Annotated in this window: 25 protein-coding genes; 13 read left to right on the plus strand and 12 right to left on the minus strand. The window is 41.1% G+C overall.

Features of this window, described 5'->3' with window-relative positions; genetic code table 11:
- Nucleotides 1–29: 29 nt before the first annotated feature.
- Both DFP80_RS11925 and DFP80_RS11930 read right to left on the minus strand, forming a co-directional pair.
- A complete protein-coding gene (locus tag DFP80_RS11925) occupies nt 30–911 on the minus strand; it encodes a polyprenyl synthetase family protein (protein ID WP_113917019.1) in 882 nt (293 codons plus the stop codon).
- The gene (locus DFP80_RS11930) at nt 908–1,150 is read right to left on the minus strand and encodes an exodeoxyribonuclease VII small subunit (protein ID WP_113917020.1); all 243 of its coding nucleotides are present in this window, start codon (nt 1,148–1,150) and stop codon (nt 908–910) included. The genes DFP80_RS11925 and DFP80_RS11930 overlap by 4 nt, the downstream gene beginning before the upstream one ends.
- A gap of 174 nt (nt 1,151–1,324) precedes the next feature.
- On the opposite strand from DFP80_RS11930, the gene pomA reads away from it, so the two are divergent.
- From pomA to dapB, 3 genes are all read left to right on the plus strand, one after another.
- Complete coding sequence (gene pomA / locus DFP80_RS11935; protein ID WP_113917021.1) at nt 1,325–2,080, plus strand: flagellar motor protein PomA; 756 nt, start codon at nt 1,325–1,327, stop codon at nt 2,078–2,080.
- Between the two features lie 27 nt (nt 2,081–2,107).
- Nucleotides 2,108–3,100, plus strand: coding sequence for a flagellar motor protein MotB (locus tag DFP80_RS11940; RefSeq protein ID WP_113917022.1), 993 nt, complete (start codon nt 2,108–2,110; stop codon nt 3,098–3,100).
- A gap of 134 nt (nt 3,101–3,234) precedes the next feature.
- Complete coding sequence (gene dapB / locus DFP80_RS11945) at nt 3,235–4,035, plus strand: 4-hydroxy-tetrahydrodipicolinate reductase (protein ID WP_113917023.1); 801 nt, start codon at nt 3,235–3,237, stop codon at nt 4,033–4,035.
- A 223-nt stretch (nt 4,036–4,258) separates the two neighbouring features.
- On the opposite strand, the gene DFP80_RS11950 is transcribed toward dapB, so the two are convergent.
- From DFP80_RS11950 to DFP80_RS11980, 6 genes are all read right to left on the minus strand, one after another.
- Nucleotides 4,259–4,615, minus strand: coding sequence for a hypothetical protein (locus tag DFP80_RS11950; RefSeq protein WP_113917024.1), 357 nt, complete (start codon nt 4,613–4,615; stop codon nt 4,259–4,261).
- A complete protein-coding gene (locus DFP80_RS11955) occupies nt 4,608–5,804 on the minus strand; it encodes a hypothetical protein (protein ID WP_113917025.1) in 1,197 nt (398 codons plus the stop codon). Before DFP80_RS11955 ends, DFP80_RS11950 begins: the two co-directional genes overlap by 8 nt.
- A 692-nt stretch (nt 5,805–6,496) precedes the next feature.
- On the minus strand, nt 6,497–6,988 hold the full coding sequence (locus DFP80_RS11965) for a MarR family winged helix-turn-helix transcriptional regulator (RefSeq protein ID WP_113917027.1): 492 nt from the start codon (nt 6,986–6,988) through the stop codon (nt 6,497–6,499).
- A gap of 153 nt (nt 6,989–7,141) precedes the next feature.
- The gene (gene phrB, locus DFP80_RS11970; RefSeq protein ID WP_113917028.1) at nt 7,142–8,554 is read right to left on the minus strand and encodes a deoxyribodipyrimidine photo-lyase; all 1,413 of its coding nucleotides are present in this window, start codon (nt 8,552–8,554) and stop codon (nt 7,142–7,144) included.
- A gap of 14 nt (nt 8,555–8,568) precedes the next feature.
- A complete protein-coding gene (locus tag DFP80_RS11975) occupies nt 8,569–9,549 on the minus strand; it encodes a YbgA family protein (protein ID WP_113917029.1) in 981 nt (326 codons plus the stop codon).
- Between the two features lie 32 nt (nt 9,550–9,581).
- A complete protein-coding gene (locus tag DFP80_RS11980) occupies nt 9,582–10,598 on the minus strand; it encodes an NAD(P)/FAD-dependent oxidoreductase (protein WP_241560224.1) in 1,017 nt (338 codons plus the stop codon).
- Nucleotides 10,599–10,775: 177 nt separating this feature from the next.
- Between DFP80_RS11980 and DFP80_RS11985 the strand changes: the two genes are divergently transcribed.
- Complete coding sequence (locus DFP80_RS11985) at nt 10,776–11,711, plus strand: MerR family transcriptional regulator (protein WP_241560223.1); 936 nt, start codon at nt 10,776–10,778, stop codon at nt 11,709–11,711.
- A gap of 106 nt (nt 11,712–11,817) precedes the next feature.
- Nucleotides 11,818–12,057 (plus strand): DUF2061 domain-containing protein, encoded by a 240-nt coding sequence (locus DFP80_RS11990; protein ID WP_113917031.1) that lies wholly within the window; start codon nt 11,818–11,820, stop codon nt 12,055–12,057.
- A 90-nt stretch (nt 12,058–12,147) separates the two neighbouring features.
- On the opposite strand, the gene DFP80_RS11995 is transcribed toward DFP80_RS11990, so the two are convergent.
- Nucleotides 12,148–13,506, minus strand: a complete 1,359-nt coding sequence (locus DFP80_RS11995) for a sodium-dependent transporter (protein ID WP_113917032.1) — start codon at nt 13,504–13,506, stop codon at nt 12,148–12,150.
- Between the two features lie 445 nt (nt 13,507–13,951).
- Here DFP80_RS11995 and ectA point away from each other — a divergent pair, with 445 nt between their 5' ends.
- The 5 genes from ectA (at nt 13,952) to DFP80_RS12020 (ending at nt 19,057) form a co-directional block, all read left to right on the plus strand.
- The gene (ectA, locus tag DFP80_RS12000) at nt 13,952–14,452 is read left to right on the plus strand and encodes a diaminobutyrate acetyltransferase (protein WP_258546983.1); all 501 of its coding nucleotides are present in this window, start codon (nt 13,952–13,954) and stop codon (nt 14,450–14,452) included.
- Between the two features lie 143 nt (nt 14,453–14,595).
- The gene (gene ectB / locus DFP80_RS12005) at nt 14,596–15,909 is read left to right on the plus strand and encodes a diaminobutyrate--2-oxoglutarate transaminase (protein WP_113917034.1); all 1,314 of its coding nucleotides are present in this window, start codon (nt 14,596–14,598) and stop codon (nt 15,907–15,909) included.
- Between the two features lie 149 nt (nt 15,910–16,058).
- On the plus strand, nt 16,059–16,448 hold the full coding sequence (locus DFP80_RS12010; protein WP_113917035.1) for an ectoine synthase: 390 nt from the start codon (nt 16,059–16,061) through the stop codon (nt 16,446–16,448).
- Between the two features lie 57 nt (nt 16,449–16,505).
- Nucleotides 16,506–17,510 (plus strand): ectoine hydroxylase, encoded by a 1,005-nt coding sequence (gene thpD, locus DFP80_RS12015; protein WP_123097926.1) that lies wholly within the window; start codon nt 16,506–16,508, stop codon nt 17,508–17,510.
- A 104-nt stretch (nt 17,511–17,614) separates the two neighbouring features.
- Nucleotides 17,615–19,057: an aspartate kinase gene (locus tag DFP80_RS12020; protein WP_113917036.1), complete on the plus strand. Its 1,443-nt coding sequence runs from the start codon at nt 17,615–17,617 to the stop codon at nt 19,055–19,057.
- A gap of 172 nt (nt 19,058–19,229) precedes the next feature.
- Here the strand turns inward: DFP80_RS12020 and DFP80_RS12025 are convergent, their stop codons facing one another.
- Nucleotides 19,230–21,425, minus strand: coding sequence for a bifunctional diguanylate cyclase/phosphodiesterase (locus DFP80_RS12025; RefSeq protein ID WP_113917037.1), 2,196 nt, complete (start codon nt 21,423–21,425; stop codon nt 19,230–19,232).
- A gap of 202 nt (nt 21,426–21,627) precedes the next feature.
- Nucleotides 21,628–22,212, minus strand: coding sequence for a HupE/UreJ family protein (locus DFP80_RS12030; protein WP_113917038.1), 585 nt, complete (start codon nt 22,210–22,212; stop codon nt 21,628–21,630).
- Nucleotides 22,213–22,478: 266 nt separating this feature from the next.
- Here DFP80_RS12030 and DFP80_RS12035 point away from each other — a divergent pair, with 266 nt between their 5' ends.
- From DFP80_RS12035 to DFP80_RS12045, 3 genes are all read left to right on the plus strand, one after another.
- Nucleotides 22,479–23,114 (plus strand): LysE family translocator, encoded by a 636-nt coding sequence (locus tag DFP80_RS12035; protein WP_113917039.1) that lies wholly within the window; start codon nt 22,479–22,481, stop codon nt 23,112–23,114.
- 28 nt (nt 23,115–23,142) lie between these two features.
- Entirely contained in the window at nt 23,143–23,406 is a 264-nt protein-coding gene (locus tag DFP80_RS12040) for a DksA/TraR family C4-type zinc finger protein (protein WP_100185968.1), read from the plus strand.
- Nucleotides 23,407–23,593: 187 nt separating this feature from the next.
- Complete coding sequence (locus DFP80_RS12045; RefSeq protein WP_113917040.1) at nt 23,594–24,178, plus strand: hypothetical protein; 585 nt, start codon at nt 23,594–23,596, stop codon at nt 24,176–24,178.
- 77 nt (nt 24,179–24,255) lie between these two features.
- Here DFP80_RS12045 and DFP80_RS12050 read toward each other — a convergent pair whose 3' ends face one another.
- A complete protein-coding gene (locus DFP80_RS12050) occupies nt 24,256–25,467 on the minus strand; it encodes a ribose-phosphate diphosphokinase (protein ID WP_113917041.1) in 1,212 nt (403 codons plus the stop codon).
- Between the last annotated feature and the right edge of the window lie 14 nt (nt 25,468–25,481).

Here is a 25,481-nt window from a genome sequence, read left to right on the forward strand (position 1 = left end):
TAATTAATCTAAAAAAGCGGGTAAGTATATCAGTGGTTACGACCAATAATATAGTTCGCGAGCTCAACTAAAGGTTGGGCAGCGTCTCCAAATGGCGAAATTGCTGTAATGGCTTGCTCATGTAAACTCTGAGCAAGCGCTTGAGCGCCTTCTAAACCGAGTAGCTTAGGATAAGTTGGTTTGTTTGCTTCTTCATCGGAGAATTGGGTTTTGCCCAGCGTCGTTGTATCGCTAGTGATATCAATGATGTCATCTTGAACTTGGAACGCCAACCCAATGGCTAAAGCGTAAGCGTCTAAAGCAGCGAAATCTGTTTCGCTCTTTGCTCCAGTACTGATGGCTCCCATGCGAATACTGGCACGAATAAGTGCGCCTGTTTTATGTTGGTGCATTTGTTCTAGCTCATCAATGTCGATGTTTTTGTCAACATTAGCTAAATCAATCATTTGCCCAGTAACCATGCCATGGCGACCAGAAGCATGAACAAGCTCTTGAATCAATTGTAGTTGTATTGTTGTGTTCTGGTGTTTAGAGTCGCTCAACAATTCAAAGGCAAATGTTTGTAATGCGTCACCTGAAAGTATCGCTGTCGCTTCATCGTACTGAATGTGGCAGGTGGGCTTTCCTCGGCGTAGGTTATCGTCATCCATTGCTGGAAGATCATCATGGATCAAGGAATAAGCATGGATGGATTCAATCGCCGCTGCACTGGCATCCGTAAGATCATTGGCTTTGCCAAATAAAGAGGCAGCAGCATAGGTCAACATAGGGCGAACGCGTTTTCCACCATTAAATAGGCTATATGCCATGGCGCTTTGTAAATGGCTGGCAGGTTGGTATTGGTTTAAATTTTGCGTAAGGTAATCATCAACTCTACGGCGAGCATAGTGAGAAAAATCGTTTAAAGTCACGAATTTAATTCCGGATCAAAGGTTTCTAGGCGCTCACCATCTTGTTTTTCTAACAATATTTGAACTTTTTGTTCTGCTTGGGTGAGAACAGATTGGCATTCCTGACTTAGTTTAACACCTTTCTCAAAAGCTTTTAGTGCCTCTTCTAGAGAAAGTTGGTTGGATTCTAGTTGGGTGACGAGCGTGTCTAATTCATTGAGGTTTTCTTCAAAATGACGGACATTTGTTTTACGTGACATGATGATTACTCTTATTTGAACCTATGTTTTGTAACAGAAAATGGCCTACTGTTCGAGGGCGTGTTAACGAAAATTACAAAAATCATGTAAGAAGATGTCATTCTTCTTCTTCGTTTCGTATAGAATCATTTAAATGAACCAGTCGCATTATAGCTTTTTTGTTAGGAGACGTGTGTGGATATCGCAACGTTAATAGGACTCATCGGGTCTTTTATAGTAATTATTTCCGCCATTTTTGTCGGCGGATCAGCAGGAATGTTTGTCAATATTCCATCAATCTTGATTGTATTGATTGGTTCCGTCTTTGTTGTGTTAATGCAATACCCATTAAGCCAATTTCTTAGTGCTGGTAAAATCGCTGCAAAAGCCTTCATGTTTAAAAGCATACCATTAGATACTTTGGTTGATGAAATCTATGGTTTGGCAGATGAGGCGCGCAAGGGTGGTTTACTTTCACTAGAAGGGAAAGAGGTAAGTCATCCGTTTCTATCAAAAGGCATTCAGATGCTGGTGGATGGTCATGATAGTGCCGTGGTGAAGAACCAGCTATCTAAAGATATGAATCAAGCGTATTTTCGGCATACTGCTGGCGCTAAAGTGTTTAAAGCTTTTGGTGATGTAGGCCCAGCAATGGGGATGATAGGGACATTGGTTGGTTTGGTGCAGATGCTTGCTAATATGTCAGACCCTAAAGCTATCGGTCCGGCCATGGCTGTGGCTCTTTTAACAACACTATATGGTGCTATGATGGCGAATATGGTGTTCTTGCCTATGCAAGTAAAGTTAAATATCCGTGCGGATGAGGAGTTAATTTGTCAGAAATTGATTCTAGATGCTTTGCTTGCTATTCAGTCTGGTCAGAATCCGCGTATCTTGGATGGTGCCCTTAAGTCATATATGGCGGAAAGCAAAAGATTAGAGCGCGAATAATATGTTAGTTGTAAGCGGAATTTCATAATGAGTGATGAAGAAGAGTCAGATTGCCCTGAATGTGTAGAGGGTTTACCTGCTTACATGGGAACCTTTGCGGATCTTATGTCTTTGTTGATGTGTTTCTTTGTACTTCTGTTATCTTTTTCAGAAATGGATGTTATTAAGTTCAAGCAACTTGCTGGTTCATTGAAAACAGCATTTGGTGTACAACGTGAGGTTCAAGCCGACTCTATTCCTATGGGGACCTCTGTCATTGCGCAGGAATTTAGCCCTGGTCGACCAGAGCCAACACCAATTAACGAAGTAAAACAAAAAGCTGACGCTACACCTGAAAATACATTGGAAGTCATTTGTAAGCCAGGAGATGCTGAATTAAAGGAGCAAAGTGATTCAGGTTCCCCTTCACCTGTCACTTTTGTGGATAAGTCAAATGCAGATCTTGAACGAGAGAAGAAAATTCAAGAGACAGAAGGCGATGCGCAGATGATTGCTTCGGTGATGCATGAAGAAGTGTCAAAGGGGACGGTGGAAATTGAAACGCAGGAAGAAACCATAACGATTCGGATAAAAGATCAGGGCTCATTTGAGTCTGGTTCTGCTGAATTGAATTATGACTTTATTCCCGTTATTGATTTAATTCGTGATGTATTAGTTGGCATTCAAGGAACTATTTCAGTTGAAGGTCATACCGATAATGTACCAATTGGCAGTGGCCGTTTTCGTTCGAACTGGCAATTGTCATCGGCTCGGGCTATTTCTGTGGCTGAAGAGTTGTTTTCAACTGGTCAGTTAAATCAAGGCCGATTTGCCGTAACAGGTTATGCTGATACTCGACCCTTGGTACCGAATGATACAGCGGCGCATCGTGCAACCAATCGCCGTGTAGAGATTGTTATCAAGCAAAATGATACCTCTCGACCTGAAATGCGCAGTACAGTAGACGAAATACCATCGGATGGCGTTATTGAATTTGACCGAGATATGGTTGATGAGTTGAGGCCAAACGAAATATTTTAATTAATTACTTTAAGCATAAAAAAGGAACTTCGGTTCCTTTTTATGCTTTGTAGTGTGGCTTATTGTTTTTTAGTGCTGAGATTTAAGCGAATTTTTGTTATGGTTTGCGCAGACAAAATTGAGGAAGTAGATCAATGCGAGTAGCAGTTATTGGCGCATCAGGGCGCATGGGAAAAAATTTAATCACCGCCATATATGATGCTAAAGATGTTTCTTTAGGCGCCGCTATTTTAAAACCTGGCAGTAGTTTGATTGGTGCTGATGCAGGTGAAATAGCCGGTGTTGGTAAGTTGGGAGTTGCAGCCGTTGCTTCGTTGGCTGATTGCGTAAATGACTTTGATGTGCTTATTGACTTCACCACACCGGCATTAACGTTAGAAAATGCGGCTTTTTGTGCTAAACATCAAAAAGCCATAGTGGTTGGAACAACGGGTTTAAGTGATGACGAGAAAGCAAAGCTAAATGAAGCCGCTCAGCAGTCATCTATCGTTTTTGCTCCAAATATGAGTGTAGGCGTGAATTTAACACTCAAGTTACTGGCTACCGCCGCGCAGATTTTGGGCGATGATTATGATGTCGAAATCGTAGAAGCACATCATCGTCATAAAGTTGATTCGCCTTCTGGAACCGCTCTAAGAATGGGGGAAGTGGTAGCTGAAGCGTTAGGTCGTGATTTAAAAGAGTGTGCTGTCTATGGCCGTGAAGGTCAGACGGGCGCTCGTACCCAGAAAGAAATTGGCTTTGAAACCATTCGCGCTGGCGATGTTGTTGGTGAGCACAGTGTTTGGTTTGCTACTGAAGGTGAACGCATTGAGATTGTTCACAAAGCGAGTAGCCGTATGACCTTTGCTAAAGGTGCCGTTCGTGCCGCTAGCTGGTTAGACGGTAAGTCTGCTGGTATGTACGACATGCAAGATGTATTAAACTTAAAATAAGCTCTGATAAATACTGGCATTTAAAATAGCCATCTGATTTTTCAAATGAGCGCTTTTTATGTCAGTATTTCTATTAATCTTCTAATCGCTTTAGCGCGTACCTTTTCTTCAGGTTAGCTGTGGGTAATGGCTTAGATCGGCTTCAACCTGAATACCTCAGTCTTTAGTTTGCTTGGTTAACGTTATTTATGAGTGCCTCTTAAGAGGCGAACTAGGCGGCAGATCAACAGGGGGGCAGGTAAAAGTGATTGGCTTCGATTTCTTCTTGCTCTAGATGTATCCAAGAAATATGTAAGCCCAGTTCTTTTTTTAGGTCTTGAAATATTTCCTTAATCTGTTGCTTTGATTGTTCCTGCTTATCAGAAGTGACTGATAAGAGAATCTTCATTCCTTTTTCTATTTCCCCTTTTTTATATTGAGCTTTATTTTGGTCTCCATCTTTTGACCAAACTCCATCTATGGCGTGACAACAAGCACCTGCAAATAATTCTCCTAATTTGGGGCTTAACCAATCTAAGACTTCTTGGTAAGGGAAGTCAGGAGTCGAAAATATAATAGTAAAACGAATTCTTTTATTCATGGCTTTTATAAAAATAGAGTGTGAAAAAAACAACAATGATAACGGTTGAGCTTAGAAAGTTTTCAGAAGAGATCATATGTACCAAGTCAAGTAGCCCCATCGTATCATTATGGGTGACTTCTCTCTCTATATTAATTAAATCAATAACCAGACTAATAAGCCCGAGAGAACCTAAAAAGCCTAACAATGTCTGCATGCTTCTGTTTTGTTGACGTAATTTATCCTGAAATAAACGGTCTATTCTCATTTGAGTTAGGTTCACTAATTGAGCAATACGTTCTCGCTGCTCTTCTCCGCCCCAAGCTTTATGAAATTGTTGTAGTAACTCTCTACGTCGTCCTTGAACACCAGACGATGCAGCGGACACTTGAATATTGATATATTCTATATGGTCATTGCGATATTGTTGAGCTGCAAGGTAAGAGCTTAAAGGTGTAGATGAGCTTTCATTATAATGATTACTGTTGAATTTTTTTAAGTTTCCTTTCAGTAGTTCTTCTATACGGTACATTAGGGCGGCATGAAATTGCGACATAACCATAATACGATGAACATCTGAAAAGCACTCTTCTTTTCTCAATAGGGAATTCCCTGAGCCTAATTGTAGAAGATCTGTCTGCACATCAATATTTTTAATCCAATTAGTGTAGTGTTCTGAGCTGAGCGATTTATTTTGAGTGAGCATCCTTGCAACCCATAATGGTTTTGCATTCGTAAGCTCTGCGTGGTCATTGTTAAAAAACTTATACTTGCTAGGTTCTATCAGAGGGTAGGTTGTTTTAATGGTGTAGAACTGCTCCAGAATAGGTGAAATATACTGTTGAGATAAAAGCTCTATTCTCTGGGATATTGCTAAATCATCAATATGGGCAATATCAGAATCTACAGTAAGGCCCACATATAATATTGCTAAACAGTTATCGTAAACATACAAATCAGCATGCTTGATATCATCTTCTTTTGAGAGTTCATTGAGTGTTATAACCGCTGCGGGTTGATATAAATCGGGTAGATAGTCGTGCTCTAGCGATCCGTAACCCATCAGCCAATTATTTGGTTTGATATCAATTAGTGGTATAGATGAAAAGAACTTTTTTAGTAACTTATAGCGCTGTTCACTGTCTGTTATGAGTTCTGATTGCCAGTTTATTGGGACATTAATAGGTGCATATATTTTAAAATCCAGCATTCAATATCCTAATTTTGTAAAAGTGTTGCTCTTAACTCAGCGCAGCTAATTTTGCTTGGTGACTTATGATAGTAGATAGTTTCAATTGATACTCATGGATAAATTAAGGTGAGTGGCTAACTGTTGAGAGTTTTTCATCATGAAATTTAAAGCCGATTTGCCACCAAATATCAATAGTTGAGCGAAGAATAACAATAGCAGATATCACTTCGTCATACAGAAAATTATTTTCAAAAGTGCACTGCTGAAAAAAAGGAGGAAGTTCCCCCTTTTATTATTGAACATACAGTTATTGAACGCTCAGTCAGGTCGAATTGATGTGGCGTATTTATTTCAAAATACTCACTCTGCTGTTTTTGTCTGTTTTTTAGTCGCTATATTAGGTAATTAAGTTTTATTCTTCACATGCGGTGGCAGAGCATGCTGCAGGTCTTCCAGCATTATCTCGCTTAGAATGAAACAGCTCAATAAGCAGTTCTCATTGAGCTTGAGACATCCAATTATTCATCAGAATAAGGGTGTTTTTATTTTTTTTATGGCGCTTGTTGCTGAAGCCGCTACCGGCAAAGGTGATTTGGTTGATGCTCAAAGAGTTAAAGCACGACTATGTCATGATAGATATTTATTATCATAGCGCATAGAAATGTGTCATTTATCGTTGAGACCAAGGCCATATTTTGAATATCTCTTGTTTAAGCGACTGTTGTGCTAGGAGAGTTGATGACCAGCATAGGAGCCGCATCAATATTTTCCGCATCCATCATCATAGCGATACGTTGCAAGGAAGATAGAACTTGAGTCTGTTCCCAGCCCTCTAATGAGTCAAATTCATCAATGAATTTTTCGTGCAGAAGTGGTGGCGTGGTTTTAAGTATTTCCATACCAACAGAGGTTAAACGAGCGTTGACGATACGTTTGTCTTTTTGTCCTCGAACTCGTTCCACGTATTTTCTGTCTTCTAAGCGGTTTAAAATGGTCGTTACCGTGGCTTGACTGAGAGACACACTGTCGGAAATTTTTCGCACAGTCACATCACCTAGTTCTTCAATAGAACGAAGCACCATGATTTGCGGAATGGTTAACCCGCAGGCTTTTACAACGCGCTTTGATTGTAGGTCCGTAGCACGGATAATGCGTCGTAGATGGACAAGAACATCGTGTAAGTGTTGCGGTGAGTCAGGCATAGCTATTAATTAATCCCAAAAAATTTTACGGATTATATGATTTTGTTTTGATCTGTAAAAGCTTAGTTTGAAAAATATTACAACTCAAAGTATAGGTGTGTTTTTCTAATTTACCAATAGGCGAGAAATAATGACTAGAAAAACACATTTAACCTAACTTCTTTTCAATTCGTCGAAAGCGGCAATAGCGGCTAATCTTGCTGGTTTATAATCGATGATCGGCTCTGGGTAATGACATTGTTTTCTTTGTTCCGGCTTTGGGCTATGGATAGATTTTGCGTCTAACTTTGCGAGTTCAGGGACAAAGCGACGGATAAAATCACCATTTTTATCATAAGTTTGTGATTGTCTGGTCGGGTTAAAGACACGAAAATAGGGCGCTGCATCACAGCCAGTCGATGCGCTCCATTGCCAGCCGCCATTATTTGCTGCAAATTCACCATCGATCAATTTGCTCATAAAATAGGCTTCACCTTTGCGCCAATCAGCAAACATTAGCTTGCTAAAAAAGCTGGCGGTCACCATTCTTAAGCGGTTATGCATCCAGCCAGTTTGATTAAGTTGACGCATGGCGGCGTCGACAATAGGGAAGCCAGTTCTACCTTCGCACCATGCCTGAAACTCCTCTGCATTGTGTCGCCAAATCAACGCATTGGTCTCTGGTTTAAATGGTTGATTCCTACAAAGAAAAGGAAAGTGCCCCATTAGTTGGCGGTAGAAGTCTCGCCACGCCAGTTCTTTTAGCCAAATGCTGTCTTGCCAGCGCTTTTCCTCTTGGCTGCAAGTGTAGAAAATCGCTTCCAAGCATTGTCTTGGGCCTAATGCTCCCAGTGCAAGGTATGGTGATAAGGTGCTGGTGGCTGGCTCAATTGGGTAATCTCTGCCTTCTTGGTAATGACGTTCTTTGTGGTGACAAAACTGCCATAGCTTTTGTTTTGCTGTGTCGTGATCGGCTGGCCATAAATCCTCTCGGAAGGGTTTTTCCCATGTTAGATCTAAATTGGGTTCTGGCAAGGCTTCAGCTTGTGAGTTTGGTGCCGGAAAAGGTGTCATGTCTTGCTGAGCTAATATGGTGATCCATCTATTAAAAAAGGGTGTGAAAACTTTAAATGGCGTACCTTGTTGGCTAAGTACATCTTGCGGAACGATAATATCTGTTGCTTGAATATGCGTGTTGATTTGGTGTTGCTGTAATTGTTCGCATAGTGCTTGATCACGTTGTTGTTCGTGAATCGGTAGGTCACGGTTAAACCAAAGGTGCTCTATTTTATTACTCAGGCAAAAGGCTGCGATAGTATCTGGAAGCTGATCAAAGGTATTCGCTTCCAGAATATGCAGTGGAATGCCAAGTCTCGCTAGTGTCTTTGCTAGGTTTCTGATTAATCCAGCACGTAGCCCATTCTTAGCGTCTGATTCGTTATGCTGTGCCCATTGTATTGGTGTGGGAGTAACTATAACGGCAACGCCTTCTTGAGCTGAGTTCGCTTCTAAAGAAGCGAAATAGAGCGCAGGATTGTCTAAACAGCGAAGGTCGTTCCTCAGCCAGACCAAATGTGTAATTTTCATTCTACTAAGCCACCTTAAACCGTATTACGTATGCCAAGAGGCGATGGGTATGGGATGAAATAGCTTTGCTCATTGATATATTCACTGCCGTAATGTTTTAGGTAGTGATGAAGCAAGGTGACAGGCGTGGCAAGATTGACTTCACCGCGGCGGTATTGCTCAACCACATCCAAGATATCTTTTCGAACGGACACATCTACAGCGTGTTTTAAATAACCGACAAGATGCATGAGGACGTTACAGTGATTTTTACGCTCTGCTGGTTTTGAGAGGGTTGTCATTAAAATCTCAAAATAAGCCGCTTTTAATTCGTCAAAAGGTCTTGTGTCGTTGCCTGCAAGCATGCGTCCGAGTTTGCGGTAAATCGGTTGAGAGTGCGCCATAACCATGTACTTATAGCGGCTATGGAAAGCAATAAGATCCTTCATTCGTGCCTCTTCGCCCATGCTGTGACGAAAATCATGATGGGTAAAAACGCGTAATAAAAAATTTTCTCTTAGTGCTGGGTCGTTTAAACGACCATCTTCTTCTATTGGTAATAATGGGTATCGTTGCTGTAGTGCTTTGGTAAAAAGTCCTGCACTTCTTTGCATGTGAGGGTGGCCATTCTCTTGATAGACCTTGATGCGCTCCATGCCACAGCTTGGAGATTTTTTCATCAAAATATAACCATCTAGATGGGATAAGTTTTCTAAATACTTGTTAGACGCTGCCATGAAAACATCCGAAACATCTTCTTCGGAGTTCTTGCTGAAGGTCATTCTTGGGTCCTCTGGGTTGCCTTCTAAGCGTAGTGTAGGGCGAGGAGTACCAAATCCAGCGGCAACTTCTGGACAGAATTTTTGATAATCAAAATAATGACTGAGTATTTTATCACAATAGTCAGAATGGCTATGACCACCGTTGAATCGAACATTTTCACCTAATAAACAGGCGCTAATACCAACGGGAATCTTATGTGTTAGCTGATCTGGTGATGGTTGAGAATGTGGCATAGATGAGTCCTCCATTGGACAACGACATTGTTCTATTTTGAATCGTTTATATGATTAACAAGAGACAGTGCGCTGAGTAAAGCGCCTTCAGCGTCACCTTGACATAACCAGTCACCCGCTAGGCCTACATTGTGTTCAGGAAACCATGCAAATGGTTTATTGCCTTTGCTTTCAGTAAAGCGGCTGAGAAACCAGCGGTGTGGCTCGCCATGCTTTAACACTCTATGTTCAGTTATATCTGAAAAAGCGCGTAGTAATGTCTGACTGATCCACTCTTTGTAACAATCAAGGTGTTGCTTCGTCCAGTTTGGGTCTGTTTGAATAACCCAGCGATCGACTTCTGTGCCGTGGCGCATGGGTTTGTAATTGTCTTTCATCATACGTTTGATCAAAGAATTTTTTGGCTCAATCAGGGCATTTAAGTCGCACAGCTCTGTTTCTAACCATATCGCCCACTGAGATTGATAAGAGGCGCTAGCTTGATTTGCTCTGAGTAACAGCACAGCTAACTTTTCGTGTGAAGCCAGTATTGAAGCAGCTTGTGGGGCTGGCGCGGTGATAATAATTTTTTTGGCGATTGCAACAGGCTGATACTTATCATCTCTTAATAACCAGCTTGCCTGATCATCACCTTGCTGTGTTATCTGATCCAAATGATGAATGCGGGTGCTGGTAATGAAATTGGCATTCTTAATCCAATGGCGAGTGATAGCGCTCATTTTGGGCACGCCAACAAAAGCTTGAGAACTTGTGTTGCTAAGCTGCTTCCATGTTGCAGCGACACCTTCTTTGGTGAGTTGTTTGCATATATTGAGACTGTCTGGGTGTGCGGCAACAATGTACGGAGTGCCGAGGTCACAACTTACATCACCTTCCAGCCTTTTGCTACTCGCTCGACCGCCACTCCCGCGGCTTTTGTCGATGATGCAAACACTTTGTCCTGACTGGGAGAGCAAATGTGCGCACAAGCTTCCAGCGAGACCCGCGCCAATTATGACGATATCAAAGGTTGGAGTGTGAATTTGGCTGTCAGTTAATGTATCCATCATATTTTTCCCAGTGCTCTTGCTGCTTTTCTTATACAATATAGAAAGTTGTACAATAAAAGCAACTATCTTATACAAAAAAATATTTGTATAGTTTTATTGTGCTCTTTGGTGGTTGTAAAAGTTTAGGCCACAATAGTTTTATTGTCTTAGATGAATGATGATTTTTTGGGAAAATGTATGAGTCAGTCGAACCAAAATGCGAAAACAGAGAAACAGCAGGACCAAGAGCCTTTAGATACCTTAGATCTATTGGATGGCGCTGCGTATTTCCCTATCAGAGAGTTATCTCTAAAAACAGGTGTTAACTCAGTCACGCTAAGGGCTTGGGAGCGACGCTATGGCTTATTAAAGCCTAAACGTACTGGCAAGGGTCATCGATTGTATGATCAAGGTGATGTGCAGCTTGTAGAGAGCATACTGCGTTGGATCCAGCAAGGAGTTGCTGTGAGTAAAGTTCGAGCCTTATTGGAGAAAGGTGCGACACTCGATGGGGTTGTGCCGTCGAATGAATGGCTAGAGTGGCAAGAAGTCTTGATAAAAGCATCTGAGGCTTTTCAAGAAGACAAAATTGAGCAGATGTATCAGCAAATTTTTTCTCAATATCCCGCTGATATTGCTATACGAGACTGGTTACTACCAAGTTTCGAACAGATGGGGAAAGGGGCTGCCTTAGCATTCTGTGAGTCTGTAGTGCTGTCGTGTTTAATGACACGTGTAAGTACCTTTAAAGTGCAAAAAAAGAATGCCCCTAAAGTGTTGATTACTGGATTACATTCCCAACGAAGTTTGTGGTGTTATATGGCTGCAGCCATGTTGTTAGACAAAGGTTTGTCGTGCAGCGTCGTTCCTAATATTCAACACAGTAGTGATTGGTCTGGTTTGATTGAGGGGATTTTGGCTAATTCCGTATTGGTTTTTTGTGAAAATGAATTCGCCAATAAAGCGACAGAATTAGTGAATTTAATGCAGCAATGGCAAAGGCCTGTTGGTGTAATTGGCGCAAGTTTTTGGCTGGCAGCTCATGAGTCTAATGTAACGGACCTTGATCAGGTTAAAGTCTATTCTGAAGCATTTGAAGGAGTGATTAATTTTATAGATAGGTTGGAGGGTTAGAAAGTAAAAAACTATCAGATAGATATCTACAATATATTTTTATTATTTCTGGCTTAGTCTTATCCTTTCTTCTATCAACTATACAAAGTAAAGAAGGGGATTCAACATGGTTAAAACAATGACTTTTGCCGTTATGCACTTTTCTATCGCGTTCTCTGTAGCGTATCTCATCACGGGGAGTTTGTTAGTCGGTGGTTTGGTGGCTATTGTAGAACCAGCGATTAATACCGTCGCTTTTTATTTTCATGAAATTGTATGGAATAGAATCCAACAAACTGACGTCGCGTCTGAATTGAGCAAGACGATTCAAACAGCAGGGGAAAATTATGCCCTAAGGTCAATGTGATTTTCTGGCATGCTTTAAAAAAGAAACCCCACCAGCGTAGAACGCTAATGGGGTTGGTAACAGATTTAATACGTTATGTATTTTTAAGTACTACTTCATAGGATTTATTAAGAAGTATAATACGAGCGCAACTGCAATTGGTGCCGTGAACTTCATAGAGAAGTTCCATAGTTTGAAAACAGCGCTAGGCAAATTTAGCTCGTCTTGAGCAAATTTATCTTTAACCTTCCAGCCAGCAAATAGCGCGATCATTATGCCGCCTAATGGCAACATAATATTTGCTGTAATGTAATCTAAGAAGTCGAAAGTGTTTTTGCCGAACAGGGTTACATCAGACATAAAGTTGAATGAACCTAGGCAGGCAATACCTAACCCCCAAACGACAATTCCCAAACTAATAGAGGCGGTAATACGCTTCATTTTGAAACGTTCTACCAAGAAGGCTACTGTTGGTTCTAGTAAAGAAATTGCCGATGTCCATGCTGCTACGCCGACCAAGACGAAGAACAATACACCGAACAATTGACCGAAAGGCATTTGGCCAAACGCTACCGGTAAGGAAATAAACATCAAGCCTGGGCCCGCTGCTGGATCCATTCCGTTCGAGAAGATGATAGGGAAAATCGCCAAGCCAGCGACCAGAGCGACAAGCGTATCCAGTGCGCCAATAGCTAGTACAGTCTTACCGATTGACGCTTCTTTCGTCATATAAGAGCCATAAGCCATGATGGTTCCCATACCCAAGGATAGAGTAAAGAACGAATGACCTAGTGCTATCAAAGCAGCATTCCAAGTTAACTTGCTGAAGTCAAACTCGAACATGAAATTCCAACCTTGCGCAAAACCGCCTGTTGTCATTGCATAACCAAGCAAAAGAATAAGCAATACAAACAAAGCAGGCATCATGATGCGAGTTGCTGTTTCAATACCCTTGTTTATACCTGCAGCGACAACAACAACCGTCATGATGCTGAAAAGAGTATGCCAGCCTAGCAGAGTAGCAGGATCAGCAAGCAAAGCGCCGAATGCAGCACCAGCATCATCAGATGATATCCCGTTCATTTCACCTGTGAGCATCACCTTAATATAATGAAGTACCCAGCCACCAACAACAGAATAGAACGAAAAGATAAGCACGCCAGACAGCATTCCCATCAAACCAATCAATCCCCAAGATTTAGCACTTCCAGATTCTTCAGCGACATCTGTTAAAGCATTAATTGGGTTCTTACGTGCACGACGCCCAATAAATACTTCAGCCATCATAATTGGAATGCCGACAAGCAGAATACAAACCAAATAAACTAGAACAAACGCCCCACCACCGTTTTCGCCAGTGATGTAAGGGAATTTCCAAATGTTACCTAAGCCTACAGCGGAACCTGTTGCCGCTAAAATGAATATCCATCGACTCGCCCATGAGCCTTGGATAGATGTTTTATTTTTCATAGTTATCTCTAAATAGTTGAAAGCAAAATATATAAACAGCGATCGGAGTTGGTTTTTTACCCATACCAATGCTTCCTACTTCACCAGCTTGAATCAATGCCAGTAAGCAAAACTCCGAATAGGGACGGGATTTTCCGAATTTCGCTGCATATATGCAACTAAAATTGTTTTTTTATGATGTTTTTCGCTATTTGGCGAACGCTTTTCAGCTTAGAGGTGGTCTAGCTTTGGGCAAAATCTTACGCCTGTAATAGTTAGTTCTCTAAATAAATGTCTGGACTTGAAAATGCTTTTAGGTAGAATAATTAGACATCAAACTAATTTGGTTTGAAAAACCTGATGAGTAACACTAAATTCATATAAATCAGTCATAGTCGTTGTTATTGATCGACTGATTTATAAAATCGTCGGGTTAATAATGCTTTGTTTTCTAATGGATGTGATGATGAATTCAGAAAAAATTGTGTTAACGAAACCCAGTGCAATAGATGGTATGGCAGTGAATAAGTTGGTTGCATCTTGTCCGCCATTAGATACCAACTCGGTATATTGCAATTTACTTCAAGCCAGTCATTTCAATGAAACGTCCGTTGCAGCTAGCTTCGAAGGCGGTGAAATGGTGGGTTTTGTCTCTGGCTATATCATTCCTAACCAAACTGACACTTTGTTCGTTTGGCAAGTGGCGGTGAGTGAAAAAGCACGCGGACAGGGTTTAGCGAAAAAAATGGTTTTATCACTGCTTGAACGATCCAACTGTTCAGATGTGCGTTACATAGAAACCAGTATTACCGCATCAAATGAAGGTTCTTGGGCTTTGTTTCGACGCCTTGCAAATCAGCTAGGCGCCCCTTTGGAAGAATCTGTCATGTTCGATAAACAAGATCACTTTAAAGGGCAGCACGATACCGAACACCTCGTTAGGATTGGCCCCTTTTCTATAAATTAAAAAGCTAATGAGTCATACGACTTATAAATGTAAATGTACGCGAGTTAGAAATGCGATGAGTTAGAAGGTGCAGCTTTCACTCTCAGTTTTTGCTTTCTGCTCGATGTATAAATAACTATTTATGAACTTAAAGGATGATAAAAATGAAAATTTTTGACGAAATCGAATCAGAAGTACAATCTTATGCGCGCTCTTTCCCACGTATTTTTAACCGTGCACTAGGTGCGCATTTGTTTGATGAGGAAGGTAATAAATACTTAGATTTCTTGGCTGGTGCTGGGACATTGAATTATGGTCACAACAATCCTGTTTTCAAAGAAAAGCTAGTCGAATACATAATGGAAGATGGTATTACTCATGGCCTCGATTTGCATACCAAAGCCAAAGGTGAATTTTTAGAGTCTTTCAAACAATATATTTTAGAGCCTCGTGGTTTGGAATATATGATGCAGTTTACAGGGCCGACAGGGACCAATGCGGTTGAAGCCGCCCTTAAGCTAGCTCGCAATGTTACAGGTCGAGAAAATATTATTAGTTTCACCAACGGTTTCCACGGTTGTAGTTTGGGCGCCTTATCTGTAACGGGTAATTCTCACCACCGTGGCGCAGCGGGTACAACATTAGGAGCTGGTGTTTCTACTGTTCCTTTTGATGGCTACTTAGGTGATGGTATTGAAACAACCGAATACTTAGACAAAGTATTGTCAGATTCTAGTAGCGGTGTAGATACACCAGCGGCAGTAATCGTCGAAACAGTACAGGGTGAAGGTGGTATTAATGTGGCTAGCTTTGCTTGGCTGCAGAACCTTGAAGCCGTTTGTAAAAAGCATGGCGTGTTATTGATTGTTGATGACATCCAAGCTGGTTGCGGCCGTACTGGTACTTTCTTCAGCTTTGAAGACGCAGGTATTAAGCCTGATATTGTCACTATGTCGAAATCTCTGAGCGGTTATGGTTTGCCATTCGCTGTTGTTTTAATGCGCCCAGAATTGGATGAATGGAAACCAGGTGAGCATAACGGTACTTTTCGTGGTAACAATTTGGCTTTTGTAACCGCCAAAGTAGCGATTGAAACCTATTGGAAAGATGATGCGTTTGAGAAAGAAATCAAACGTAAAGGTGAATATATCCATCAGCGTACACAAGACATTATTAATGAGTTTGGTGAAGGTAATTTCGTTGTTCAAGGTCGAGGCATGATGCGCGGTATTAACTGTGTAAGTGGTGAACTGGCGAACAAGATCACCAAAAAATGTTTCCAAAATGGTCTGATGATCGAAACCTCCGGTGCTGATGATCAAGTTGTGAAATTCCTATGTCCTCTTATTATTAGTGACGAAGACCTTAAACAAGGTATCGATATTCTAGAGCGCGCTATTCGTGATGTCTGTGCTAAAGAAGATGATATGCCTGAAGCTAAAAGCTATTTTGATGAGAACTACGATATCGCAGTTTAGTTCCTCTTTTGTAAAAGTCGTCTTTATAAGTTGAAAGGCGATTTTTGTCACTGACTTGAGTGAAGTAAATGGTAAGTTAAAAACCTCAGGTTTCTTCCGGTATCTGATTACCGGTATTTAAGCGATCTTAGGATCATAAGGAGAAAAGAATGTTTGCACGTGATTTAGCCGAATGTGAAAAAACCGAACGCCGTGTTGTGTCCCCAGATGGTAATTGGGAGAGTACGCGCCTTTTGCTAAAAGAAGACAACATGGGGTTTTCTTTCCACATTACCACTATTTATGAAGGCAAAGATTTTGATATGCACTATCAAAATCACCTTGAATCTGTGTACTGCATTTCAGGTGAAGGCGAAGTAGAAAGCCGTGAAACAGGGCAAAAGCATCACATTAAACCTGGCGTTGTTTATGTCTTGGATAAGCATGACGCTCATACCTTGCGAGCTTCCAAAGAACTGAAATTGGCTTGTGTCTTTAATCCGCCAATTACAGGTAAAGAGGTGCATAACTCGGAAGGCGCTTACGAGCTGCTGGATTAAAAGCGAATTTTAAATCAAATAGTTAATTATTGAAGGAGTAAATAAGGAGGTACGATAATGTCTGCGTCGGCATCAGCTTTAGCGAATGACGTTTTTTATAGCGAAGGGCTTTTGGAACAAGAGCCTTCTAATAAAAAAAACTCTAGCGATGAGTGGGTGAAAAAGAGTACAGAAGAAGGTGGGCAGAAAGATGTTTATCCTTCTAGAAAGTATTCCTTACCAACGTATATTAATCGTAAGGATCCAGTTATTTACTCAACAGATCTAAAGGCGCCTCTCGAAGAAGCGCTTTTAGATCAATATGAAAAGAAAGGCTTTTTGTTTTTAGATCATCTTTTTGAAGATCATGAGATCGCAGATATGCAAAAGCATATGCAGTGCTTGCGAGACAGTGAGGTCATTAAGCAAAGAGAAGAGAGTATTACAGAAGTCAGTAGTGGTGATATTCGTTCGGTTTTTGATGTTCACAAGCTAGGTGGTTTTTTTCAAAAAATTGCACAGGATCCAAGGTTGGTTCAAATTGCTGAATACCTTTTAGGGGATAGGGTCTACCTTCATCAAACGCGTTTGAATTATAAACCGGGTTTTCGTGGTAAAGAGTTTTATTGGCACTCGGACTTTGAGACATGGCATGTGGAAGATGGAATGCCGCGTATGAGAGCTTTGAGTATGTCCATTACACTGACTTCAAACGATCACCAAAACGGCCCTTTATTATTGATCCCAGGTTCTCATCATACTTATGTATCTTGTGTTGGTGAAACGCCAGAAAATAACTACTTTTCTTCGCTTAAAAAACAAAATGTTGGTGTTCCAGATGATGCTTCTTTACAGTCATTGATTGAACAGCATGGTATCGAAGCGGCCGTCGGTCAGCCCGGCAGAATTACCTTGTTTGATTGCAATGTATTACATGGTTCAAACGGCAACATTACTCCGGCGCCTCGTTCGAATTTATTTTTTGTCTACAATGCCTTGTCGAATCGGGTAGGTTTACCATTCGGTAACACAACCCCAAGGCCTGAATACATCGCGGCTAGAAAGTCGATTAAAGCGCTTTAAAAAGCGATTAATGCTTAAATTTTCCGCAACCTTATGACAATATAGCGGCAGTTTTATATTTCGGCACAAGTTGGCTTTTAGCCCCTAAACATATTGGAAAAATGATGGGACAACATACAGTTGAAAAAATTGGCGGCACGTCCATGAGTGACTACCGTTCAGTGAGAGATAATATAATTTTCAAACCCACTTTGGCTAACAACATGTACCAGCGTGTTTTTGTTGTTTCCGCATATGCTGGTATGACGGATAAGTTGTTAGAGCATAAAAAAACAGGCGATGCAGGCGTGTTTGCTTTATTCGCTCAAGAGCGTAAGCAAAACAACTGGTTCCCTGCGCTGCAAGATGTTCGTACGGCTATGTTAGAGATTAACCATAGTTTGTTCGACGCTGGGGAATTGCGTCATAAAGCCGATGCGTTTTTAAATAGTCGTTTACAAGAAGCACAAGAGTGCCTTGAAGACTTGCACCGTCTTTGCCAGCATGGCCATTTTTCGATTAGCGAGCACCTTGCAACTGTACGAGAAATGCTCGCTAGTCTTGGCGAAGCACATAGCGCTTGGAATACTGCTCATTTGTTACAACGCGATGGGGTAAATGCGGTATTCGTCGATTTAACTGGTTGGAATAGCCCGAGTCATATGTCACTTGATGAGCGTATTCTTGATGCGTTTAAAAACATTGATTTGAGCAAAGAGCTTCCTATCACGACGGGCTATGCTCATAGTGAAACCGGTTTGATGTCTACATTTGATCGTGGTTATAGTGAAATGACATTTAGCCGTATTGCGGTTTTGACTGAGGCGCATGAAGCGGTTATTCATAAAGAATTCCACCTAAGTAGTGCCGATCCTCGTTTGGTAGGTGAAACTAAAGCAGTACCAATTGGTCGTACCAACTACGATGTAGCCGATCAACTTGCTAACCTTGGTATGGAAGCGATCCATCCAAAGGCAGCAAAAGGGCTTCGTCAAAGTGGTATTGCATTGCGTGTAAAAAATACCTTTGAGCCAGAACACACGGGTACGCTTATTACTGGTGATTATGTCAGTGATGCACCTTGTGTTGAGATTATTGCAGGCTGCCGCGGGGTATTTGCCGTAGAGCTATTTGACCAAGACATGGCAGGCGATATTGATAAGTTTGATGTAGATATTCTTAAAGTATTAAGGCAGTTCCATGCTCATATCATAGCTAAAGATATTAATGCGAATACGATTACGCACTATTTGGCGATCAACTTAAAAACCTTAAAGCGTGTTATGAGAGTGTTGCATGAGCGTTTTGCTGATGCCGAAATTACGCAACGTAAGGTGGCGATTGTTTCTGCGATTGGTAGTGATATGAAAACCACAGGTATGCTGGCAAAGGCTGTTAAAGCCATTGCAGAGCAAGAGGTCAACGTATTGGCTATGCACCAATCGATGCGTCAGGTAGATATGCAGTTTGTTGTCGATGAAGAAGATTACGAAAAAGCGATCTGTAGCCTCCACAAAGAATTGGTTGAAGCGCATAACCATGGCAGAGCGATTTGCTTAGCGTCTTAGTTAAAGGCGAGCCGTGTTAGGGTTATCTAGAGCCTCAAGTGTCTGTAATGGTACTTGAGGCTTTTTTGTGATTGGTATTCAAGGAGGAGGTGTTCTGGGGATGGTGTAAAACAGCATTATTTTCATAGTGGTACGGAACAAAAGGAATTCTCGTAACTATGATGACAGAGCACTAATCTTGATGAATAACTGAAGTGCCTTGGTTGAATTCATCGGCAGTTACTGCCTTGCTAACATAGTAGCCTTGACCAAAATCACATTGAAATTCCGCCAACATCTTCCATTGTTCTCTGGTTTCTATGCCTTCTGCCAATACCTTAATATTAAGCTTGTGTGCCATAGCAATGATTGCTTCAACGATCTTTCGATCATCTGGGTCATTTTCTAGATCCATCACAAAACTACGGTCAATTTTTAGCAGGTCTACAGGCAGGTTTTTAAGTTGAGAAAGGGAGGAATAACCGGTTCCAAAATCATCAATGGCAATGCAAATGCCCATTTCTTTAAGTGTTTGTAATAGATATCTTGCAAGGTGAATGTCTTCAAGGATAGAGGTTTCAGTTATCTCAAAGCCAATCAAATGAGCTGGCACCTGATATTTTTCAAGTAGTTCCTTAACTAGAGTAACAAAGTGAGGGTCTGACAGTTGCTCAGAAGCAAGGTTAATATGTAAAAGAATATCAGGTCGACCTTCATCTTTACGCTTTGCCAAATAGGCTATGCTGCTTTCTAGGACCCAATATCCTAACTGCACAATTTTTCCGGTGCTCTCAGCAAGGGAAATAAAATCATTAGGAAAAACCAAGCCTTTTTCTGGATGATTCCAGCGAATCAATGCTTCAGCGCCAAAGACATGATCGGTATGAAGGTCAAACTGAGGTTGGTAATACATCTCAAATTCATTTCTTTGTAAGGCAAGAGACAAATCATCTTCAGCTTTAATTAGGTTATGTGTGCTGATTTTCATCGTTTCAGTATAAAAAATGTACTGATTTTTCCCCATCAGTTTTGCCTGATACAGTGCCATATCAGCATTCTGCATAATAGTGACAAGGTCATAACCATGCTCTGGTATCATGGCAATCCCCAAAGACGTACTTAAAATGTACTCCTTATTGTCCATTTTTATGGGCGCTCGAATACTTTCTAATACTTGATTTGCTTGTTTAGCTGCTTGTTTTTCATTGCTAATATCACCCAATAATATGCCAAATTCGTCCCCACCTAAGCGTACAACAAGATCTGATACATGCTTTAGTTTGTTCAACCTGTCTCCGACAATGACGAGAACTTGGTCACCAACATCGTGACCTATAGTGTCATTAATACGTTTGAAGTTATCTAAATCGAAATAAATAAAGGCAGATATGCGTTTGCGTTTTTGATTGTCGTATAGAGTTTTAGGCAAACTATCTTGTAGGAAGCGTCTATTTGGTAGCCCTGTTAATGGGTCTTTATAGGCAAGTTCTTGAAGTTCTGCGGTTTTTTCTTTCACTAGAGTCCGAAGCTTCAAAGGCTGGATTAAGATCGCATATAAAGCAATTGATAGTAAAAATGCGACAGTAATGCTGATAACGTAGCCTGTAATTTTTCGATGTTTTAATTGTGCGTCTAATGCCCGACTTATCCGAAGAGTCCATGTGCCGACAGGTAAAATAAGGTTGGTGGATACTTGTATATCTGAAAGTGGAGTTATAGAAGAAGACAGAACTATAGTTTCTTTTGTCGCAGCGTGCTTTCGTGACAAGCTGTATTGATAGCCCTCTTGTTCTAGCTGTTTTAATTGAGTCGCCTCTAACAGGTTGTCTAAATAAATAACAGCCGAGGCAAACCCCCAAAAGAGCTCTCTTTGAGTGCCTCTATTTAAAAAAACAGGCGCACGACTGATAACGGCAACACCGCCTTGAACTAAGGCGACAGGACCAATGACAAACATCTTATGATGTTTAATCGACAACATGGCTTCATCTTTGAACCTAGGCGTCGAGATAATATCAAAGCCGATGGCGGCTTCATTTCCTTTGAGCGGGTATATATCAGAAATAATACCATCAGGGGCAAGTTGGAGGTTTTCAATGCCTCCAATTGACTTAATTAGCTTGTCCGCATAATTGGAAAACCACTCACCATAGCCGTTATTTTGTTCTACTTCATAAGCGAGAATTTGCGCGGAAGTAAAGGCAGAAGAAAGGCGTCTTTCTAAAACAGATGCTTGTGTTCTAGATATGCCACCTAATAGGGATTGATGTTGGCTAACGATAGATTCGTTATTTGACTGAGTCCAATAGCCACCAAATACTGTGATAGCGAAAAAAGCAATCAACGAAAAAAATAAGGCGGAAGGTTGCCTAAATTCTGCTTTCTTCAACTAACGACCTCCATTTGATAAAGTATACAGAAAATAATACAGATAATTTCTTTATTAGTATTTAGTTTTTTGTAAGCCTAGACGCTGAGATAGGTGGGATAAATTAAATAGAAAAGTGTTAATTGATAAAGACGTTATTGATTAAAGAAAGAATAGCCACTGCTCTAAGAATGAATAAAACAGTGGCTGACGGGCATTATTGTTATGCTAGAGCTAAGAATAGTCCTGCAATGGCAATTAAACTACCGGTTAAGCGAGTCACGATAGGTGCTTGGAAACGGGCAACCGTCAAACCAAAACCGATACCAACAACGTGAAGCAAAGTTGTTGCCGCGGCAAAGCCTAATGCGTACTCTGCACCGTTAGCATTTAACGGCATTTCTAAACCGTGTGCAGCGCCATGAAACAAGGCGAACAATCCAGCAATGCCTGCGCAGACAGCAACAGGGAAGCGTGCAGCACCAACCAGCAATGTACCCATCAGAATAACAGATAAAACAATACCCTGTTCGATGAAAGGGACTTGCACGCCAGCAACAGCTAAACCGCCACCAACCAACATAGTGCCAACAAAAGCCATAGGTACAGCCCACAAAGCACGACCACCAAGGCTAGCAGCCCAAAGTCCAATGGCTAACATGGCTAATAAATGGTCCAAACCACCCATAGGGTGCATGAAACCAGTCATGAAGCTAGTTGTGTGTTCGTGTCCTGGGTGAGCGAATGCAAGAGCAGGTATTACTGCAACAAGTGCAGCAAATCCTATTTTTAGCGTAGATAAACGCATGGTGTTGTCTCCAAAAAAATATAAACATGAAAAAGACCTTATAAAATGGTCTTCTCTAAACCACCGCTCTTGCGGCTGGAAGATAGGATTCTAACATACCCTCAGTGAGGGTAAATTGAATGATATTGTCAATAGGTAACAAAAATATTCAGCTTTTAGCGAAATATGATGATAAATTAACCTTTATTGAGGTTCAGTTGTTAATTCATACCCCAACTTCTATTGCTAATCCGACATTAATAGTTCCACATGCTTAAGGATAAATCATGACTTTCCATCTCTGGACTTTGTTTTTCTTGGCTTACTTAGTGACTACTTTGTCACCAGGGCCGAATGTATTGCTTGTGCTTAAAAACAGCATTCAATTTGGCTGGAAATCGGCCTTTATTACGATTTTTGGTAATTTAACCTGCCAGTTTTTGATCGTGTGTTTGGTGGCTTTAGGAGTTGGGGCACTGTTACAAACATTGCCTGTCTGGTTTCTGGCGATGAAAATAATGGGCGGGACTTATTTGATTTACCTTGGGATGAAAGCACTACGATCCAAAAAGAAATCAACCTTTGAGGCTATAGATAACACAGTCATAACTAAGTCGGCTAAAACAGGAATTGCGCTGTTTAGTGAAGCGTTTTTGGTCTCTGCCAGTAATCCCAAAACATTGATATTTTTGTCGGCCTTCTTGCCTCAGTTTTTAACCCTAGAGTTGCCAGCCTACCAACAGTTTTCGGTTATGTTTATTACTATCTGCACTATCGTTACTAGCGTACATATCGGCTATGCTTTTGGTATTGCTCGTCTAGGAAAACGTTTCTCGCTAAAAAACATGGAGGCCAAAATCACCAAAATAACTGGCGGGTTGTTTATTACTATGGGTGGCGGAATATTGTTGAGTAATCGATAAGGCAAATACAAAGAACAGGACTCGTTTTATGGCCAGTGGTTGGGCGCAAGATGGTGCAGTGCAGGACCAAATAGACGCAACGGTTGACTCCGAAGTGGAGCGTGCAAAAAATAGCATGCCAAAAGGGGAGAGCCTGACCCATTGTGAAGAGTGCGATGCGGTCATTCCTGAACCTCGGCGCAAAGCCATTCAAGGTGTACGTTTGTGTATTCAATGCCAATCCGAGCAAGAGAAGAAAGGCCGTTCTGCTTTGTATAATCGTGCAGGCAGTAAAGATAGCCAACTAAGATAAGATCCGTAAGTTGTTTTCTTCCATTTCATTGATATTGATTCCAGTATTCTTCATGGAATCTACATGTATATCGTCGAATTTCTCCTGCTTGATCTTCTTCATTATGGTAAGGTTTCGCTTATCTAAAAGGGTGTTTTGAGCATAAGTCAGGCACTTTGTTTCTTTCAGAATAAATAAGGATGAGGTTGTGGCAGACACTTACTCAACAGAAGTGAATAAATTAGAGAAATTACGTGCGGCTTGGTTGCCTGCGGTAGAGTTTCTTTTTGGTGAAGCCGTTGAAGAAGCTAAATTTGATGGTTTTGAAGTCAGTGATGACATCGCTAAACCAAGTGCTGTATTTGAACACGCTGATGAACCATATCGTTATAAGATTCAGATGCCTGCTCGAGTATTCAGTAATGATGTCATGTTGTTGGCTGATGTAATTCAAGAAATGGTACGTGGTCAATATCCTGCTGGTTTTGAAGGGGCTAAAACGCCAGCATTGTGTGAAGGCGTTGCTGTCTTCGGTGCAATTACCGCCATCAAGCAAGTGTTTGGAGAAGAGTCAGTTGACTCTTATTTGAATGCACTCAAAGAACAGGCTTTTCCTTACTATGACGCTTTTTCTTATGTTGCAGTCTTGCTGGCTGAAGACCCACAAGCGATCAAGAAACTTCGCGATGTCCAGCCTTTCTTGTACAAAGTCGAAAGAGCCGATTTTGAAACTGCGCAAGTCGAAATAGATCGTAAAATCAAAGATATTCTTTTGTTAGCTTTCCGCGCTTAATCAAATAGATTGAATGTAAAAGAAAAATGCCGCGATAAACGCGGCATTTTTATAGGATATCTTAGTGAATTACAGTCTTAGCTCTTTAATTCAGACAGTTCTTCACTGAACCAAATTTTACGTTTAAAGCGCGGGTTTTTAGACGACATATCGATTTTATAAGGGTTTGGTTCGTGAGTTTGTGGCAAATCAAGAATATTACAAAGCTCTTGAGCAAGCCATTTTTCGACTTTTAATACGACCATTTTCTTACGTAAGCGACCTTGCTCATCACGGTTCAAAATCGTTGGTAAAGTGTTGAGTGTCAGAATTTCACCAATCGCTGGGTGGGCCATACGTTCGCGACCTTCATCGCTGGCATAAAAATGCGATACTGCAAATACCATACGTTCAGGGTGAATTTGTTTTAGGAACTGGCAGGATTTAACTACGGTGGAGCCAGTGCGAACCATGTCATCGAATAATACAATGCTAGCACCATCTAATCCGTCGAACGTATGTTCACTTTCTTTGTGTAGTTTGATTTCAACTTTACGTTCATCGCTACGCTCTTTATCGAGCATAATGAATTTCGCTTTGCTTAATCCGAGAGTTTTAAACATTTCTTTAACGAAATCACGGGCACCTTTGTCTGGTGCGCATAACACTAGACCTTCACCATCTTTACCGTAATTTAGAATGTTTGAATTCAACAAGTAATGGGCGTAGATCTCATAAGGGATTAGGTTATGAAAGTCACCTTCAAATACTTCAGTAAACATTTTTTGAACAGAGTCTGAGTGGTTGTGAATCGTCATCACAGTATCCACGCCAGAGAGTTTCAACAATTGAGCGTAAAGCTTGGCAGTAAAAGGCTGGCCATCAAATTTTTTCACGTCTTGAATATTACGCTCAAAACTGGTTTCGCCTAGACTTTGATGTGGTCCACGGTCTTGCGCGCTATAAAAAAGGTCAGGTTCAACCAAAATCACGCGGTCGGCACCATTTTCTTTTGCGGCACGGGCAATAATCAGGTTGGACATCGCTAATTCTTGGCGGCTTTTGACATGACTGCCAGTACTAACAATGATGACAGCTTTACCCTTGAGTTTGCGGCCAATGTTATCGAAATCTGCTTCGTCAGAAATAAAACGTGGGCAAAATTCGGAGTTCATGAACTGTTTCATACTGATCAAATCAGCGATGTCTTCGTGTTGTCCCATTGCATAAGCGACATCAATTGCAAAAGGGTTATCGGAAGAGTTACTAACAACGACGACATTAGTAGCCTGACCGGTCGACAAAGTCATGAGAGATCCTTAAC

The sequence above is a fragment of the Marinomonas rhizomae genome, assembly GCF_003315485.1.
In the GTDB taxonomy this organism is placed as follows: domain Bacteria; phylum Pseudomonadota; class Gammaproteobacteria; order Pseudomonadales; family Marinomonadaceae; genus Marinomonas; species Marinomonas rhizomae.

Coding starts and splice junctions, on each gene's coding strand:
- DFP80_RS11930 (WP_113917020.1), bottom strand. CDS start 1,150: ATGTCACGTAAAACAAATGTCCGTCATTTTGAAGAAAACCTCAATGAA.
- DFP80_RS11940 (WP_113917022.1), top strand. CDS start 2,108: ATGAGTGATGAAGAAGAGTCAGATTGCCCTGAATGTGTAGAGGGTTTA.
- dapB (WP_113917023.1), top strand. CDS start 3,235: ATGCGAGTAGCAGTTATTGGCGCATCAGGGCGCATGGGAAAAAATTTA.
- DFP80_RS11950 (WP_113917024.1), bottom strand. CDS start 4,615: ATGAATAAAAGAATTCGTTTTACTATTATATTTTCGACTCCTGACTTC.
- DFP80_RS11955 (WP_113917025.1), bottom strand. CDS start 5,804: ATGCTGGATTTTAAAATATATGCACCTATTAATGTCCCAATAAACTGG.
- DFP80_RS11965 (WP_113917027.1), bottom strand. CDS start 6,988: ATGCCTGACTCACCGCAACACTTACACGATGTTCTTGTCCATCTACGA.
- phrB (WP_113917028.1), bottom strand. CDS start 8,554: ATGAAAATTACACATTTGGTCTGGCTGAGGAACGACCTTCGCTGTTTA.
- DFP80_RS11975 (WP_113917029.1), bottom strand. CDS start 9,549: ATGCCACATTCTCAACCATCACCAGATCAGCTAACACATAAGATTCCC.
- DFP80_RS11980 (WP_241560224.1), bottom strand. CDS start 10,598: ATGATGGATACATTAACTGACAGCCAAATTCACACTCCAACCTTTGAT.
- DFP80_RS11985 (WP_241560223.1), top strand. CDS start 10,776: ATGAGTCAGTCGAACCAAAATGCGAAAACAGAGAAACAGCAGGACCAA.
- DFP80_RS11990 (WP_113917031.1), top strand. CDS start 11,818: ATGGTTAAAACAATGACTTTTGCCGTTATGCACTTTTCTATCGCGTTC.
- DFP80_RS11995 (WP_113917032.1), bottom strand. CDS start 13,506: ATGAAAAATAAAACATCTATCCAAGGCTCATGGGCGAGTCGATGGATA.
- ectA (WP_258546983.1), top strand. CDS start 13,952: ATGAATTCAGAAAAAATTGTGTTAACGAAACCCAGTGCAATAGATGGT.
- ectB (WP_113917034.1), top strand. CDS start 14,596: ATGAAAATTTTTGACGAAATCGAATCAGAAGTACAATCTTATGCGCGC.
- DFP80_RS12010 (WP_113917035.1), top strand. CDS start 16,059: ATGTTTGCACGTGATTTAGCCGAATGTGAAAAAACCGAACGCCGTGTT.
- thpD (WP_123097926.1), top strand. CDS start 16,506: ATGTCTGCGTCGGCATCAGCTTTAGCGAATGACGTTTTTTATAGCGAA.
- DFP80_RS12020 (WP_113917036.1), top strand. CDS start 17,615: ATGGGACAACATACAGTTGAAAAAATTGGCGGCACGTCCATGAGTGAC.
- DFP80_RS12030 (WP_113917038.1), bottom strand. CDS start 22,212: ATGCGTTTATCTACGCTAAAAATAGGATTTGCTGCACTTGTTGCAGTA.
- DFP80_RS12035 (WP_113917039.1), top strand. CDS start 22,479: ATGACTTTCCATCTCTGGACTTTGTTTTTCTTGGCTTACTTAGTGACT.
- DFP80_RS12040 (WP_100185968.1), top strand. CDS start 23,143: ATGGCCAGTGGTTGGGCGCAAGATGGTGCAGTGCAGGACCAAATAGAC.
- DFP80_RS12050 (WP_113917041.1), bottom strand. CDS start 25,467: ATGACTTTGTCGACCGGTCAGGCTACTAATGTCGTCGTTGTTAGTAAC.